We start from the raw sequence: 14,951 nt of genomic DNA on the forward strand, positions 1-14,951 counted from the left end.
AAACAAATGGGTGGCAGCTGTGCGCGGGTTCGCAGACCGGGGGACTATTACCATAACCCGGCAGACCCGAAGGCCTCCCACGCACAACCGCCATAAAACGAGAGGCAGACGTGAATCGACTGCGTCGGGTTTGACGGTACTGGTAATAGTTTTAGGGCTGCGAAACCCTGTCGCTGACCTGGGTCGACGACGGGCCGAACTATAATGCGCCACTGGTTAGGGCGCAACCCGGAGGATATGTCGCACCTGAGCCACCAATTTCACCCATCCATCATTTAGGAGGTCTTGGCTGGATCACGAGCGTGCTCGTCCATTTGCGTTCTATTTGGTCAGTCGTTTTCTTCGACGTTTGTCAGCAAGATTGCGCACATTATTGGCGGAACTGGCTGGTTGACTCCTGGCACAATCGGGCGCAAATAGCCGAGGATTCGTCAACGGTAACGTTAACGGCCGCAAACGGCCAGAAGCGGCCGGTCACCAATACGGTGGGGTATAAAAGCGCCTCGTAATTCAACCGAGCGTACTCACGGCTTTTTGGCCTGCCGTCTGCGTGCGATGCTGCGATATTTGGTCCGCACGGCCTCCGCTACAGAGCGTACAGCGGCCATTTGAATCGCCAACACCACGTTAGAAGTCGGTAATTACCGTCCCGGCAATGCTCTCGGCAAATCCATCTCCGAAGACCGTGGCCGGTGTCGCAAATCCCGGGCGCCGTTCACCGTTCAATACCCGGCGCGCAGCTTCCACCGCTGCCAATGGCGTATAGGAATAGCCGTTCACGGTTTCGATCACAGACGTTGCGGTTACTCCATCAGCGTCTATGACCTCAACCACTGCGCGGGCGCGATGCGCATCCCGTTGCTCTGCCGTGGGTCCGTCAGGCAGTTGCGACAGATCACCTTCTGGAAACGCATCGCCCGCGATATGCACATACATCGCGATATTAGGAATGCCCGTCGAATGCCAGCCTGTGACCAGGTCACCGAAAGAAAGCGGCACGCAAAGGACCGGCCCCTGACCAAAGTCAAAGTCCCGTGGCGTCGCATCGGGCGCCATAACCAATTCGCCGTCCACCCTTGCGAGTAGGCCTGCACCGATGATCTCACTAACGCTCATGGCCGACCCACGGGACATTGATCCTGGGACCTGAAGTGCGATGCTCATTGCAAGCGGATTTTCAACGCGCCTAGCAACCTGCACCGCCAGCGAATCAGTGGGGACGACGTCCCAACCAACGCCTGGCAAAAGCATGACCTTATTGGCAGCGGCTTGAACGCCCAGTCTCTCAGCTAGCCGGTAAACGTTGATCTCGGCGGTGATGTCCAGATAGTCGACCCCAGACTTGATGCAGGCGTTCATCAATGACTCTGCTGTTTGCGCGAATGGCCCCGCGAAGTTTAGTAATACCGAGATGCCAGACAGATCAGTTTCGAGAACTGCGCCAGCATCGAACACTCGATATGGCACGTCCAACTGCGCTGCAAGGATCGCAAGCTGCTGCTTGCTGCGCCCTGCGATTTCAAAATTCAGATCAAGCGCTTTTGCCCGCTTGACCGCCATACGACCGGTGTAGCCCGTGGCTCCGTAGATCAGAAGTGCGCTCATTGGACGTGTTGCCATTTTTTATAGACGAGTTCCAGGCTGTACCCATCCGGGTCCAGGACATTGGCTGCGTAGTAATCGGGGTCGTAGTGTAAGCGGGCGCCCGGCGCGCCATTATCGATGGCGCCCTGCGCTATGGCCGCGGCGTAGGCAGCATCAACTTCTACCTTGTTGTTCGCGACGAAACCAACGTGCACAGCCCGCCCTCCAGATACACCTTCACGCAACCAGAAAAACATTCGGCCATTGCTGCCAAAACCTTTCAGGTCTGGATGCCCCGGTGGGCCGTCCTTGCCGTCGTAGTCCAAACGCGCGGTGATGCCCAGCGGCCTCAGTACAGTCTCATAGAAACTGATAGAGCGTGCGATGTCGCTTACCGACAAAAAAATATGATCAAGCATGGTGTACCCCCCGTATGTTCAGATGTTGTAGCCGCCGGCGACTTCAATAGTCTGGGCATTGATCCAAGTGCCCTCTTCGGACAGCAGCATGGCAATAACCCGCGCAACATCTTCGGGCTCACCCACCCTTCCAAGCGCTGTTTGCGCCGCCAGCATCGCTTCGAACTCGTCGTTCAGCCCGCCGCCCAGCTCAGTACGGATAGCACCCGGTGATACAGCATTGGCCCGTATGTACCGCTCACCAAACTCTTTGGCCATATAGCGGGTGAGCACTTCGAGCCCGCCCTTGAACGCGGCGTACGGTGCAACTCCGGCGGTGGCTACACGAGTAGTGGCGCTGGTCAGGTTGACGATACTGGCGCCTTCCGCCAGCAGCGGCAGCAATACCTGAGTGAGAAAAAACGGGCCTTTAAGATGCACTTTGAACAAGTCGTCGAACTGCGCCTCGCTGACGGAGGCCAACGGGTTGAACAAGCCATAGCCGGCGTTGTTGACCAGGCCACTCAGCGTTGTGGCATTCCACGTCTCCCGCAGAGCTACCACTACTGATTCGCGAAATGCCTCGAAACTGCCAACATCCGAGACATCGAGCTTTAGCGCTATGGCTTTCCCACCTGCGTCTTTGATGTGCTCCACAACCGAAGCCGCCGCCTGGGGGTTGGCGTTATAGGTCAGGATGACGCCCATACCTTTTTTGGCAATATGCTCGGCGGCACTGGCACCGATTCCGCGGCTGCCGCCTGTGATCACGATGACGCCCATATCTGTTTCCTCTGTGGTTGGAATGTGCGTCCAGAGTAATAATCAGCGCCTAGGGGGTCATATCCGTTCCTACTCTAAACATGCCTGTTTCTGCTTTTTGCTTGCACGAGGAGTCGTTATACCTTCAGCATGCTAATCATGGACAACCAACTCAAAGAACTTAGATCACTGGCGGCCGGCGCTGAAAACCGCCGAACCGAAACAGGCATCCCGCGCGTAGCCATGGTTCAGGGCAAGATCCCCGAGCACCTGCTCGCGGCGGTCTATGACCCTATGATCAATCTGATTCTGCAAGGCAGCAAAAGCATGACGGTGGGTAACCGCACGCTTAGATATGATCCTGCGACCTACTTTGTCATGTCCATCGACCTACCAGCCGTGGGTTCAGTACATCCCGCCGCATCAGGCGAGCCGTATCTGGCAGTCAGTCTGACGCTTGATCCGGCAGTCCTGTCGACCTTATTCGGCGACTTGCCCAAACCTGCCGTCCGCATGGAAAATAATCCCGGCTTTTCGGTGGCCTCAGTTACGACCGAGCTGATGGACGCTTGGATACGAATGCTCCGACTGATGGGCGATCCAGATGCCATCGCAGCTTTGGCCCCGGTTTACGAGCGGGAGATCATCTTCCGCGTCCTACAGGGACCGCATGGGTGGATGCTCAGAGAGATCGCAGCGCCTGATACCGCAATGGCCCGCGTTAACATGGCTATTCAATGGATTCGCCGCGACTTTGCCAAGCCCATCGGCGTAGAACGCTTGGCAGAACGAGCATCGATGAGCGTCTCGGCATTTCATCGCCATTTCAAGGCTGTTACCAATTTGAGCCCCTTGCAGTATCAGAAGCGCGTGCGCTTGCTCCAGGCGCGAACACTGATGGTGGCAAATGCCAAGAGCGTCATGGCTGCGGCCTTCGAGGTTGGCTACGAAAGCGCCACGCAATTCAGTCGCGATTATGCTCGGGTGTTCGGGCTACCCCCTGCAAAAGATGCGGGGCGGATCCTCGGGGATACGAGAGACGTCAGGGTGACGTGAGCACTCAACTGAACCCTTCCGCGCAGTGCCGCACGGAGTCAATTGAAGCCAAATCAGTGAGCGGCAATTCTGGGACGAATATCGATGACGGAGTACTGTACCTGATCCACCCTTGTCCTCTCCTGAGGAGGAGGAATCCACCATGAACACCATTGGAAAACCTCTGACCTTGTTACCTGCTAAGAACCCGGAATTTGGTAGACCGACGAGGATGGGAGTCGATCCTTAGCTGCCGCTCAGTGGCCAGGCAAGCCAACGATGTCGAGAATATCTCTGAATTCTGTGAGATTAAGGGCTTTGCAATCGTCAGGCAGAGATCCATAGCCCCAACGGGCAAAAGCAAACGGTATTCCGTATCCGCGTGCGGCTTCAAAATCGTTCCTATTGTCTCCGATCATTATCTTGGGGAGCTTTCGGTAATCGGCCCGCGCTACCAATGCACCCAGGTGTCTGGGGTCAGGCTTCTTAAAGGACACGGTATCCCCGCCACAGACCACATCCATAAATTTCAACAGGTTGGTTTGCTTGAGAATATCGATGGCAATCGATTCGTCCTTATTCGTACAGACAGATATTTGCCACCCCGCTTCTCGCAACGCGCTAAGGGTTTCAATTACCCCTTCATAAGGTTTTGTCATCGGATGGTCAGTGTGTTCGTAACGCGAGATGAAGGTATCAATCGCTTCTTCCATGTCATTTATTCCACGCAAGTAGAACGCTCGCCTGGCAAATGACCGCATTCCGTCACCGAGGAATAATGAAGTTGTTGCGACCAAAATTGGCTCAAGATTCCGCTCGATCAGAATTGCGTTCAGCTGCGCTGTCATGTCGTCCGCAGAGTCAACGAGAGTACCGTCAAGGTCAAAAATAATCGCATCGGCCTGAATCGGGTGTGCAATTTTCAGTTCATTTATCGACATATATCTTTACTCACGTTTTGCAGGGCTGTGACTAGATGGCAGGGCTCTGGCTATGGCCTTTTTTGCTACGCATCAGCACATACACCGCACCGGATGCGAGTAGCGAGAACACAGCGGCAATCACAAATGCGCCCGCGAATCCCTGGCTGTAACTCTGCTGAGCGAGCCCATTCAGCGTTTTGGTTAAGTCGTGGGGATACATTGCGATAGCACGTTCGAAGTCGCCTGCCATCACGTATTCGGAAAATCCGGGTTTAGCAGACACTCCCGCGTCTATCAGCCTGCTTTCGATCGCCAATTTCACTCCGCTGGCGAGTACCGCTCCCAGCCCGGCGAAACCCAGCAATATGCCGGTAAATCTGGATGTGGTGCTGATGCCGGATGCCATTCCGGCGCGACTCCGAGGAACTGTGCCCATGATCGCCTTCTGGGTTTCGCCATTCAGCAATCCTCCACCAGTTCCCAAAATAGCCATGCCGGAAATCAGCAATAGTTCTCCCTGCTGAATGGCGGCGAACATCAGAATAAGGTTACCCAGTGCAACGATTAAGAGGCCAAGTGCCAGGATGCCCGCGCTCTCAAGGTAAGGCGAAAGTCGCCTACCTACTTGGGGGAAAATCAGCATCGCAATGGCAAATGGAAGCATGGCGATACCCGCTTGGAGTACTCCGTTGCCACGGCCATTTTGTAGAAAGAGCGGTAACAGCGATGCCATGACTTGAGCAGATGAGGCATAGGCTAGCATCGCGAGTACTGCGCCAACGAAGGGCCTGGCTGTGAACAATTCGAGATCAAGCATTGGGTGGGTGCGGCGTTTTTCGACCCAGACAAAGACTGCGAAAAACAGCAGGCCCCCGATCATGCTCACGAGGACAGGGATACTGGACCAGCCATGACTGGGACCGGCTATGAGTGCCCATGTGGCACTGAACATCCCTAGCGCGAAAAGCGCAATTCCCGGGATGTCCAATGTTCTCGGAATGGGGTCACGAGATTCATCCACCAGCGTCACGACCGCTGCCGCCAGCAATAAGCAGACTGGGATGTTGATATAGAAAGCCCAGCGCCACCCAAGTGAACTACTGATCACTCCACCAATGAGCGGCGACACAACCATTGTGAGTCCCATGATGCCGCCCCAGATCGCCCATGCGTGGCTGCGCGCTTTTTCATCGTGAAAAGTGTGTCCGATGATGGCTAGGGCAGGAGCAAGCAGGAAAGCGGCTCCGACTCCCTGTACCGCTCGCGCCAGATAAAGGCCTGACGCTGAAGGCGCCAAACCACAGGCCAGAGAAGAGACTGCAAAGAGCGCTATTCCGAACAGAAAGACGCGTCGTCGGCCATACCGGTCAGCGATGGAGCCAGCCGGAAGCAGGAGGGCAGCGAAGCAGAGCACGTAGGTGCTTATGACCCACTCGACCTCTGCAAACGATGCCTGAAGATCCCTGGCAATGGTTGGCAAAATAATGCCTACGACGTTCGTATCTAGAACTGTCATGGCACAGCCCGCCGACGCGACAACCAGTATGGCCGCTTCTTTTCTCATGGAATGACAGTCTCTTCTGATAGTGGGAGCGGTAACTGCACTTTTTGAAACGGCCGTTTATTTGAATGCAGCTAGCCCGGCTTGAGCGATCTCTTCATCGTGCTGTGGTGTGTCCGCAGATACCCCTACAGCCCCAACGGTGTGTCCGTTGATGATGATCGGAAAACCACCACGCATCAGCACAAAGCCTTGGGCGGTGATGACGGCAGGTCGGGTGCCGTTGACGGCATCTTCTAGCGCGCCGCTAGGACGTCGGAACAGAGCGGCTGTACGAGCTTTTCCGGGAGCCAGTTCTACACCCGCTGGGACAGCGGCGTTGTCCATTCGAGCGAGGAGAATAGGCAAACCAGCACTATCGACAACTGCGATCACGCACGGCCAACCAGCCTTTTGCGCTTGTGTTTGCGCTGCTGTGAGGATCTGTTGAGCGGCGGCAAGCGTCAGAACTGGCTGGCTAGGCAAATCCGATGCTGCTGCTGGCAGAGAGAGCAGAGCAAGCGCTCCAGAAAGAGCCAAGGCAGTCGCGATGTGAGGAAGGCGGAACATGGTGAACTCCTAATGTAGTGAGTCCAATGATTGGAACAGGGGGAATAATTCAGTACAACAAAGCTTGATGGCTTTATAATTCAGAAAAACTGAATACTAGGTTCCGCTGCCATGGACATTCGCCATCTCCGCTCTTTCGTAACAGTGGCGGAAAATTTACATTTTTCACGCTCGGCCGAGCAACTGGGCGTTTCTGCCCCAACTCTCACTGCGCAGATTCAGGAAGTGGAGAGCTTGTTAGAAGCTCGGCTTTTTAATAGAACAAAGCGATCTGTCGCTTTGACGCCAGCTGGGGAAGCGTTTCTGACAGAAGCCCGCGCTACTCTCGAACAATTCGAGAGAGCTGTTAACGTGGGCCAACGTGCAGGCCGAGGCCAGGTTGGCCGAGTGGAAATCGGATACGTGGGTTCAGCCGCCTTTTTTGGGGTACTCCAGGACCAGATCCAGCGCTTTCGCAATCAGTGGCCAGACGTCATGGTGAACAACAAGGAACTCCCTACCGAGCAGCTCACGGCACTTCTCGAGGACGGTCGGATTGACGTGGCCTTTGTACGGATGCCGGTGCATTTGCCCGACGCAATCTCCAGCCGTATTTTGGCCCGAGACCGATTCTGCGTTGCTTTGCCAGCGGACCATATCCTGGCAAAGACAGTTGATGACATTCGCCCGAGTGCGCTTGCTGGCGAGTTGTTTGTGCTACCTGAACAAGGGTTAGGGTTGCGTGAAGTGGCCAAGCGCGGGAGATTCGATCCATACATTGGTTCGGCTCCCGGAAGTCTGGTCGCAGTGCTGACACAGGTGGCACTGGGTGTTGGTATAGCTGTCATTCCCAGCGTTCTGATTCAAACTGTTCAACTGCCAAATGTGGTCTTTAGGGAGATAGCTGGGCCTCCCATTTTTTCAGAGGTGGGAGCTTTGTTTCGCCGCCATGAGAGGCTACCAATTGTGTGCAACCTGATTAGCCAGATCCTTGAGACCGATGAACGCGTGTGGAACGGCGATCCTCTGCGGAGGGCACAGAAAGAAATGCTCTGAAGGTTAAATTTCCCGTGGGCCATATGGCGAGATGGTTACTCCTCCAGGGGCTCCTCCACTGGATCAGTACAGGAGACACCAATCAGCGTGTCCTCATTCTCACCCAGCCCCTCAACCAAGGCTTTGCCCAAACCTCTGCTTGCACCGGCCAAGAGCGTTTAAGCGCGGGTTATGCGCTTACCAGTACAAGGGGCACTGGTAGGCCAGTGTAGGGGGCATTGGTTACCGCAGCCATTAAAAAAGGCCCCCACACCGGGCTAACGTGTAGGAGCCTTTTGAACATAAGCGGCGTTATGTCGACCTAGGCAATACCAAAATTTTTTACTCGCTCAAAATTTCACGGAGGCGCTTCTCAAGCGCCCCTCTGAACAAGATTCGTAGATTGTCTGCATCAAGATTGGAAATAGTCTCCTCAAGTTGAAGCTTAAAAATCAGGTCATGCGTGCGAATCTCACGCCTCCGTGCTTCAAGTGTGGTGGGCGCGCACGCAATCCCGGCGAGTAAATGAGCCGACACGCTATTCGCGTGATGAACATCGCCCCTGGCAACAGACATCAATTCTTACCCTCGGTCTCAAAACGTTGAAGACACGCTTACGAATCTGCGCTCATCTCTAGGGAGTAGTGGGCCTAACACTAAGTTCATAAAGGAACGAAGTGCACCCGTCTTGCGAGTAAAAAACGCACCCAAAATACGCGCCAGTTCCATGGTGGTCCCATGGGGCTATTTTTTGGACGCCAAAAAACCACAAACCATCTATTTTCTATATAAAAATCATGGGATTGCGTTTTAAGAATGTGGCAATGAAGAAGAAATTCGAACCCTCAACAAGTCAAGAATCTACCGTATGCCACTCAGCGTCCACGCAATGACTGCTTTTGGCCGCAAGCTGCCAGTCGCGAACGGCAGCCATCGCCAAAACCGAACCTTGCCCCCACTTGCTAAGAGAACGGGATCAGTAGTCAGCCCTAGTAACCAATGGCTTTTAATTCAACACGCCTATCGCCCCGCCCAAGGTGCTGATTATCCTATCGATGACCCGGGACGGTCTCATGGCCAACTAACGCCGACCGAATCCGATACCCGAGCACGCTCAACTCGTCCAAGCGTGCTCACAAACACCACAGCATCCACTCGCTCACACTGCTAATCTGCGGCCTTTATGCTTGTCACGTGAGTCGCAAAAAGGACGGTTTACATCGCCATGGACATTCAACTTATCAAGCAACGCCTGGCCCGCCCTGCGGTGAAGTTCGTTGCTGGCGGCTTTCGTCCCTCGGGCACCGATGAAGAAAGCTGGCTGGGTAATGTCTTTCTGTTCCGACCTGATGAAGGCGTGCCGACCAATCAGGCGGGGCAGCCATTGCTTCCCTATGCGCAATTTTTTCTGCCCGCCATGCCCTTCAGCAGCCCCCTGCTGGAAAGGGTTCGTGTGTTGACGGTGTTTATGTCTAATCCGCTTCCCGAGCCCTTTGAGCCGATGGGGAACAACTGGGTTATCCGTGAATATGCGGCGGATGATGTGTTGGTTCGCAAGGCGCTGCGGGTGGACGGTTCATTTCTCAAACCCTTCCCACTCAACGCGCAAGCGGTGCCGGAGGACTTTCCACTGTGGGATGGCGGCGGTGTGCCGGCCGACCTTGAGCAAGCCATACTTACGCTGGTACGCGCGGGCGAGGTGCCCAGCTATTACGACCAGGTCACCCACACCTACGAACACAAGATCGGCGGTTACCCCTCGTTCTGCCAGCCGGGTGTTGATCCGGGTGAAGGCTTCGAGTTTGTGTTCCAGATTTCGTCCGACGCAAAGATCAATCTGAACGTCGTCCACAGTGGGAGCCTGATGTTCTGGAAGCACATCGAAACCGGTGAATGGGCACTTTATTATGATTTTTACTAAGGTTTTGCGAGCCCTCGATGACTGACTACCGTGGATTGATTCTTGACGACACCCGTGAAGGCGCCTCCGAGCAGGCCATCTCGCACCTGGAGGCGCTGCTCGGTGCGCGCCTGCCGGACGATTACCGGCAGTTTCTCAAGGTGTGCAACGGCGGCACCGTGGATTACGACGTGCTGGCCACTATGAGTAATGGCGATAAGGAGTTGCTGAGCTTTTCGCTGTATGGGCTGCAGCCCGGCGAAGGCTATGAATCCAACCCTTATGAACTGGAGCAACTGCGCAAACAACCTGGCTTCCCGGCTACGGGGGTGTTGCCGATCGGCCGCGATGGCGGTGCGAGCCTGTTGCTGCTTGACCTGCGCGAGGGCCGTCAGGACGTGGGCGCGATGGTCGCGGGCTTACCCGCATGGACGGGGCGTCGCCAGCAAGGCGATGAGTACGTGGTGTTGGCGGACGGCTTCAATGCCTACCTGGACATGCTGCACCTGTCGCAGGAACGGATTGCCGAGCATATCAATCACTTCGTCATCAGCGCGGATACGATCGAGGCGACACTGGCGTGGCTGGATCAAGGCAGCCCGGGTTGGCGCGAGCGCTATCGGGACGTCTGGAATGCACGGGTTGTAGACAGGCCGATCTGATACAAGCATGCGGGCGAAGCGGGCGCTTTGAATCCCCTATCCAGGCGCTGCGCATGGAGCTTCTTGAAGGAAGTTTGTCAGCGCGGCCTGATGATTGCCGGTATCGAACAGGGCAAATGGAATTACCGTGATAGGTGAAAATGTCGTCGAGCTTATTGAATAGGTTTGTTGCCTGCAAATGCCCTGATTGTTGACGAGTGTGAAGTCAAACTTGAACAGTTCGGGCGCGGTTCACACCCTGAACGCACAGGGTTGCTATCGAGCGCCAACACTACCGAACGGGCCAACTATTTTTCTGGCCATCACGGACATCTATAACAGTGAGATGGTATGAATAATCAACTCGCCATTTTGATCAGCGACTACCAGGCAAGTGTCGGCGTCGCGGTGGCCATGATGCAGCGGTCTGGCATCCCGCTGCCCACGACGAATGTGGATTGGGTGGGCATTCGTTACTTCAAGCACGGCTACGGCTGCGCGGTCAGCCTCCCCACCGGCACGGTGGACTTCGACTTCGGGGCCCACGGTGAGATCGATGGCTTCGACGTGTGGCGACTTGCTGATTTTGCAGGCGACAAGTTGTCGGCGTACGGTTTTGCTGATGAGGATGCACTCAACACGTGCTTTGACGCAGAGGTGGCGGCCGGTGCTCTTATGTATTGCGGGTACATCCTTTACTACTTGGCGGATGCCACCTGACAACTCATGTCGACACAGTCCATTTTAAGTTCTCAGACAAAGCGTCGCAGACTTCACCTGGCCTGCCGCGGGTCGTTCTACGCCGCTCATAACCTTGCAGTGCGATGGTCAGCTTCAGTTAAAGGCAACTGGGCGGGCAAATACGTTCAATGCCCACCCACGTCATGCCTCAGAGAACGACTGATTGATCAGAGGACAACAGCTTCCTGACTTCGGCAATGATCAAATCGATATTGAAGGGCTTTGGCAACACAACATCAAACAAGTCCGATCGCTGCATGCCAATGTGCGCCTGAGCGCCGCTCATCAAAATGATCGGTAAATGATTAGCTGAAGGAAGGGCGCGGACAGCGGTGGCGAACTCCTGGCCGTCCATCACCGGCATCATGAAGTCGGTAATGATCAGGGCAGGGCGTTCTCTGTCCAGCACCTCGAGTGCTTTTCGGCCGTTGCTGGCCGTTACCACCATGAACCCCTCATCCTCCAGCGCGAAGCTGAGAATATCAGCGATCAAATACTCGTCGTCGACGACCAGAATGGTGGTCATGTTAGTTCAACCCACTCGAAAGCTTAAGAAATTGAACCAGGTGATGACTCAGTGATAACTGAAGGTTCATGTCTTGAAGCCTTTCTCAGAAAAACATTTTGATCTTGGATGACGACCTCAAATCGCGAGGGGTCATAAGCGCTATCTCGTACCTTAAGAATGGATAACGTCCTGCTTAGTTCAGCCCGATTCTCAGAGAACCGCATCAGCATCAGGTTATCGACGATGCTGGACAGGTCAGAGCTCGGTGCGCTGACCTCGGAGCCAAACAGATCGCGCATTTCCCAGGATGCAAATACCGTCACGCCCCTGGACCGCAGCTCGTTCATCAGGGCGCTGAAGAAGTCAGTAATCCGCGCCGGATTTGTCGAGACTCGCGTCATGCCACTGAGGCTATCGATGAACAGGCGCTTGATGCCCTTTTCCTCAACGATGCTCAGCAGTCGTGCGCCCAGCCCATCCAGCAGGCCTTCGGTGGTTGGCTGCCAGGCAATGCTCAGCGCGCCGCTGTCTTCCATGGCTTTGATATCGATACCCAGTGATTGGCCCTTGAGCCGCAACCGTTGTGGGCTCTCGTAGAAGCCAAAATGCAGCCCTGGCATATCCACCGTCGACTCGGACAGAAACTTCAGACCCAGCGTCGTTTTACCAATCCCGGAGGGCCCTATGACAAGAGACACACTGGAACTGTAAAGGCCTCCGCCCAAGATGCCATCCAGTGAATCAACGCCACTGGCGATGCGCGTCATGTCGGCGCTGTCGGGGGCGGACGGGTGGCTGTAAAGACTTTCGAGGCGGGGATAAACCACCAAGCCATGCTCGGTAATTTCGCACTCATGAAGACCGGTCATTGCTCCGCTGCCACGGGTTTTTCGCAGGTGGATGCGACGCGCCGAGCGAGTGCCATACAACTCTTCGCCCATCTCGATGACGCCATCCACCATGGTGTGCTCAGGGCTTCCGTCATCAAGTCGGGAGCTGGTCAGAAACAGCACCGTGCAACCGGCGAAGGCGGCGTGCCCTTGCAGTTCTGAAATGAATTTTTTGGTGTCTATGGGCGAGTCGGCTTTAGAGCGCGCGTTGAGCAGCCCGTCTACTACCATCACCGTGGCTTTCTGGCGGCTTATCTCACGCCGAAGCAGCTTGACGACTTCATCCAGACCGTCGTTTTCCAGCGTGTCGAAGGCGCTGACAAATTGAATTTCGGCACCGACTTTGGATGAATCAAAAAAGCTCAACGTAGAAAGAAATTGAAAAAGACGGTCATGTGATTCTGCCAGCAGCGTGGCGACCAGAACCCGGCCCCCATTGTTCGCGTGATGGAACCCAAGCTGATTGGCAAGGATCGTTTTTCCAGACCCTGGGCGTCCTTGAATAATATATGAAGCACCCTCGACCAATCCGCCCTTGAGCAGAGCATCGAGCCCTTCTATTCCGCTTTGAAGGCGTTTTAGCTTTTCCACAATGCGACCCTGATCCGAAAAACAATCTGTTTAAACCAAGCTGATGGAGGGAATGCTACTCCATTTCGGCTCGGGAGCCATTAGGGTTGAATGGAAAGTTGTCGCGCCAGTCGCCGTTGTTATGTCGAAAGAACCCCTCACGAGTGGCAACATATGGCCCAAAGCAGACTAAGCAGCCGGCTGCGTTTCAGCGGCGTTGCCAGACTGAACCATCCATCGGATCGAACTAAGGTCATCGTTGGCCACCATCCCTCAACGCACTAATCAAACGCCACGCAAGCGCACTTGCACAGCCTTCAATCCTGCAATCCAGCCGAAACGAAAAAACCACCCATACCGCAGCCGCAAAGCCACGATAGGGATGGTCCATTCAGTACGCTAAAAATACTTCAGCCTGTTACCTCAAACCCCACCCACCAACTTGCCCCCCTCCATGCGTCGTTTATACGCACTGTCGCGACTCGCCAACCAAAAATACAACGGCGACGTCACCACCAACCCCACCACCCAGGACAAATCCGCGCCATTGATGTGTGCGGAAATCGGCCCTACATACAGCGGCGTATTCATAAACGGAATCTGCACTGCAATCCCGATGGCATACGCCAGCAGCGCCTGTGGGTTGTACTTGCCGTAAATCCCGCCATCCACGCGGAAGATCGAGGCGATGTCGTACTTGCCTTTGTGAATCGCATAGAAGTCGATCAGGTTGATCGCCGTCCACGGTACCAGTACCACCAGCAACACCAGCACCATGTCGACAAAGTGGCCGATGAAGTCTTTGGAGGCAAACACCGCCGCCATCGCGCAGGCAGCGAGGACAAGAATCGAGATCACCGCACGGCTTTTGGCGGTAGGAATCCAGCGATACGCAAAGGTCTGCACCAAGGTGATGATCGACAGCACCGCGCCGTAGAGGTTAAGAGCGTTGTGGCTGATCACGCTGAGCAAAAACAGCACCAGCATCAGTGGGCCGATGGCGCCGGTGGCGAGTTTGACGGCGTCCATGGTGTCCATGCCGACCGGGGTGGCGAGCACGGCGACGGCGCCGAAGATGAAGGCCAGGCTGGAGCCAAGGGCAGAGCCCAGGTAGGTGGTCCAGAAGGTGGACGCCACGGGGACGTCGGCCGGCAGATAACGGGAGTAGTCCGACACGTAGGGTGCGAAGGCGATTTGCCAAAGCGCCGCGAGAGACACGGTGGCCAGCCAGCCGGAAATGTTGAAGCTGCCACGGGTCAGAAAGTCCGTGGTTTGCACGTGGGTGAAGATGTAGCCGAAACCCAGCACGATGCCGGCGCCGAGCACCCAGGTGCCGATGCGGTTGAGCACGTGGATGAAGCGGTAGCCGATGATGCCGATGATCCCGGAACCGATGGCGCCGATGACGATGCCGACCGGCACGGGCACGCTGTCGACCACGCCGTGCAGGGATTTACCGGCCAGCACGATGTTGGAGGCGAAGAAGCCGATGTACATGACGCCGGCGATCACCACCACCAGCAGCGCGCCGAGGGAGCCGAATTGCGCGCGGCTCTGGATCATCTGCGGGATGCCCATTTGCGGGCCTTGGGCCGAGTGCAGCGCCATCAGCACGCCGCCGACCAGGTGGCCGACGAGGATGGCGACGATGCCCCACACCAGGTTCAGGTGGAACAGTTGCACACCCAGCGCACCGGTGACGATCGGCAGCGGCGCGATGTTGCCGCCGAACCACAGGGTGAACAGGTCTCTTACCTTTCCATGGCGATCTTCCGGAGGCACGTATCCAATCGTGTGTTTTTCGATAAGCGGGGCGCAGGATGCTGCAGTGGTAACCATGACGAGCTCCAAGGCAAGGTGAGTACGTTGACGTAC

The 14,951-nt window shown here is 55.6% G+C and carries 14 protein-coding genes and 1 pseudogene; 5 read left to right on the forward strand and 10 right to left on the reverse strand.

Features of this window, described 5'->3' with window-relative positions; translation table 11 throughout:
* Positions 1 to 627 precede the first annotated feature (627 nt).
* Genes ACP7B3_RS22695 through ACP7B3_RS22705 form a run of 3 tightly spaced genes read right to left on the reverse strand, consistent with a single transcriptional unit; the run spans position 628 to position 2,765 of the window.
* Complete coding sequence (locus tag ACP7B3_RS22695; RefSeq protein WP_426180932.1) at positions 628 to 1,605, reverse strand: saccharopine dehydrogenase family protein; 978 nt, start codon at positions 1,603 to 1,605, stop codon at positions 628 to 630.
* Positions 1,602 to 2,003, reverse strand: coding sequence for a VOC family protein (locus ACP7B3_RS22700; RefSeq protein ID WP_426180934.1), 402 nt, complete (start codon positions 2,001 to 2,003; stop codon positions 1,602 to 1,604). Before ACP7B3_RS22700 ends, ACP7B3_RS22695 begins: the two co-directional genes overlap by 4 nt.
* A gap of 18 nt (positions 2,004 to 2,021) precedes the next feature.
* Complete coding sequence (locus ACP7B3_RS22705; RefSeq protein WP_043205680.1) at positions 2,022 to 2,765, reverse strand: SDR family NAD(P)-dependent oxidoreductase; 744 nt, start codon at positions 2,763 to 2,765, stop codon at positions 2,022 to 2,024.
* A 138-nt stretch (positions 2,766 to 2,903) separates the two neighbouring features.
* Between ACP7B3_RS22705 and ACP7B3_RS22710 the strand changes: the two genes are divergently transcribed.
* On the forward strand, positions 2,904 to 3,800 hold the full coding sequence (locus tag ACP7B3_RS22710; protein WP_242197783.1) for an AraC family transcriptional regulator: 897 nt from the start codon (positions 2,904 to 2,906) through the stop codon (positions 3,798 to 3,800).
* A gap of 236 nt (positions 3,801 to 4,036) precedes the next feature.
* Here ACP7B3_RS22710 and ACP7B3_RS22715 read toward each other — a convergent pair whose 3' ends face one another.
* From ACP7B3_RS22715 to ACP7B3_RS22725, 3 genes are read right to left on the reverse strand one after another with little or no spacing between them, the layout of a single operon-like run.
* Entirely contained in the window at positions 4,037 to 4,720 is a 684-nt protein-coding gene (locus ACP7B3_RS22715) for an HAD family hydrolase (RefSeq protein WP_242197780.1), read from the reverse strand.
* A 31-nt stretch (positions 4,721 to 4,751) separates the two neighbouring features.
* Positions 4,752 to 6,266 (reverse strand): MFS transporter, encoded by a 1,515-nt coding sequence (locus ACP7B3_RS22720; protein ID WP_426180936.1) that lies wholly within the window; start codon positions 6,264 to 6,266, stop codon positions 4,752 to 4,754.
* A gap of 57 nt (positions 6,267 to 6,323) precedes the next feature.
* Positions 6,324 to 6,812 carry a GlcG/HbpS family heme-binding protein gene (locus ACP7B3_RS22725; protein ID WP_242197774.1) on the reverse strand — a complete coding sequence of 163 codons (489 nt, stop codon included), beginning with the start codon at positions 6,810 to 6,812 and terminating at the stop codon, positions 6,324 to 6,326.
* Between the two features lie 111 nt (positions 6,813 to 6,923).
* Here ACP7B3_RS22725 and ACP7B3_RS22730 point away from each other — a divergent pair, with 111 nt between their 5' ends.
* Complete coding sequence (locus tag ACP7B3_RS22730) at positions 6,924 to 7,847, forward strand: LysR family transcriptional regulator (protein ID WP_426180937.1); 924 nt, start codon at positions 6,924 to 6,926, stop codon at positions 7,845 to 7,847.
* A gap of 59 nt (positions 7,848 to 7,906) precedes the next feature.
* On the opposite strand, the pseudogene ACP7B3_RS22735 reads toward ACP7B3_RS22730, so the two are convergent.
* Positions 7,907 to 7,999, reverse strand: a pseudogene (locus ACP7B3_RS22735) (SDR family NAD(P)-dependent oxidoreductase); the annotation flags it as partial.
* A gap of 1,052 nt (positions 8,000 to 9,051) precedes the next feature.
* Between ACP7B3_RS22735 and ACP7B3_RS22740 the strand changes: the two are divergent.
* The 3 genes from ACP7B3_RS22740 to ACP7B3_RS22750 all read left to right on the forward strand — a co-directional run bounded on the left by ACP7B3_RS22740 (position 9,052) and on the right by ACP7B3_RS22750 (position 11,087).
* Positions 9,052 to 9,747, forward strand: a complete 696-nt coding sequence (locus ACP7B3_RS22740) for a hypothetical protein (protein ID WP_426180939.1) — start codon at positions 9,052 to 9,054, stop codon at positions 9,745 to 9,747.
* A 17-nt stretch (positions 9,748 to 9,764) separates the two neighbouring features.
* Positions 9,765 to 10,388: an SMI1/KNR4 family protein gene (locus tag ACP7B3_RS22745; RefSeq protein WP_404487766.1), complete on the forward strand. Its 624-nt coding sequence runs from the start codon at positions 9,765 to 9,767 to the stop codon at positions 10,386 to 10,388.
* A gap of 330 nt (positions 10,389 to 10,718) precedes the next feature.
* Positions 10,719 to 11,087 (forward strand): DUF6896 domain-containing protein, encoded by a 369-nt coding sequence (locus ACP7B3_RS22750; RefSeq protein ID WP_426180941.1) that lies wholly within the window; start codon positions 10,719 to 10,721, stop codon positions 11,085 to 11,087.
* Positions 11,088 to 11,256: 169 nt separating this feature from the next.
* Here the strand turns inward: ACP7B3_RS22750 and ACP7B3_RS22755 are convergent, their stop codons facing one another.
* From ACP7B3_RS22755 to ACP7B3_RS22765, 3 genes are all read right to left on the reverse strand, one after another.
* A complete protein-coding gene (locus ACP7B3_RS22755; RefSeq protein ID WP_145165790.1) occupies positions 11,257 to 11,634 on the reverse strand; it encodes a response regulator in 378 nt (125 codons plus the stop codon).
* Between the two features lie 23 nt (positions 11,635 to 11,657).
* Positions 11,658 to 13,097 carry an ATPase domain-containing protein gene (locus tag ACP7B3_RS22760; protein WP_242197758.1) on the reverse strand — a complete coding sequence of 480 codons (1,440 nt, stop codon included), beginning with the start codon at positions 13,095 to 13,097 and terminating at the stop codon, positions 11,658 to 11,660.
* Between the two features lie 402 nt (positions 13,098 to 13,499).
* Entirely contained in the window at positions 13,500 to 14,915 is a 1,416-nt protein-coding gene (locus ACP7B3_RS22765) for a purine-cytosine permease family protein (protein ID WP_262209094.1), read from the reverse strand.
* Positions 14,916 to 14,951 lie beyond the last annotated feature (36 nt).

The organism is Pseudomonas sp. TWRC1-2, assembly GCF_049896685.1.
Lineage (GTDB): Bacteria > Pseudomonadota > Gammaproteobacteria > Pseudomonadales > Pseudomonadaceae > Aquipseudomonas.

Bases quoted from the DNA above. Each gene is read 5' to 3' on its own strand.
- ACP7B3_RS22695 (WP_426180932.1), bottom strand. From the start codon at position 1,605: ATGAGCGCACTTCTGATCTACGGAGCCACGGGCTACACCGGTCGTATG.
- ACP7B3_RS22700 (WP_426180934.1), bottom strand. From the start codon at position 2,003: ATGCTTGATCATATTTTTTTGTCGGTAAGCGACATCGCACGCTCTATC.
- ACP7B3_RS22705 (WP_043205680.1), bottom strand. From the start codon at position 2,765: ATGGGCGTCATCGTGATCACAGGCGGCAGCCGCGGAATCGGTGCCAGT.
- ACP7B3_RS22710 (WP_242197783.1), top strand. From the start codon at position 2,904: ATGGACAACCAACTCAAAGAACTTAGATCACTGGCGGCCGGCGCTGAA.
- ACP7B3_RS22715 (WP_242197780.1), bottom strand. From the start codon at position 4,720: ATGTCGATAAATGAACTGAAAATTGCACACCCGATTCAGGCCGATGCG.
- ACP7B3_RS22720 (WP_426180936.1), bottom strand. From the start codon at position 6,266: ATGAGAAAAGAAGCGGCCATACTGGTTGTCGCGTCGGCGGGCTGTGCC.
- ACP7B3_RS22725 (WP_242197774.1), bottom strand. From the start codon at position 6,812: ATGTTCCGCCTTCCTCACATCGCGACTGCCTTGGCTCTTTCTGGAGCG.
- ACP7B3_RS22730 (WP_426180937.1), top strand. From the start codon at position 6,924: ATGGACATTCGCCATCTCCGCTCTTTCGTAACAGTGGCGGAAAATTTA.
- ACP7B3_RS22740 (WP_426180939.1), top strand. From the start codon at position 9,052: ATGGACATTCAACTTATCAAGCAACGCCTGGCCCGCCCTGCGGTGAAG.
- ACP7B3_RS22745 (WP_404487766.1), top strand. From the start codon at position 9,765: ATGACTGACTACCGTGGATTGATTCTTGACGACACCCGTGAAGGCGCC.
- ACP7B3_RS22750 (WP_426180941.1), top strand. From the start codon at position 10,719: ATGAATAATCAACTCGCCATTTTGATCAGCGACTACCAGGCAAGTGTC.
- ACP7B3_RS22755 (WP_145165790.1), bottom strand. From the start codon at position 11,634: ATGACCACCATTCTGGTCGTCGACGACGAGTATTTGATCGCTGATATT.
- ACP7B3_RS22765 (WP_262209094.1), bottom strand. From the start codon at position 14,915: ATGGTTACCACTGCAGCATCCTGCGCCCCGCTTATCGAAAAACACACG.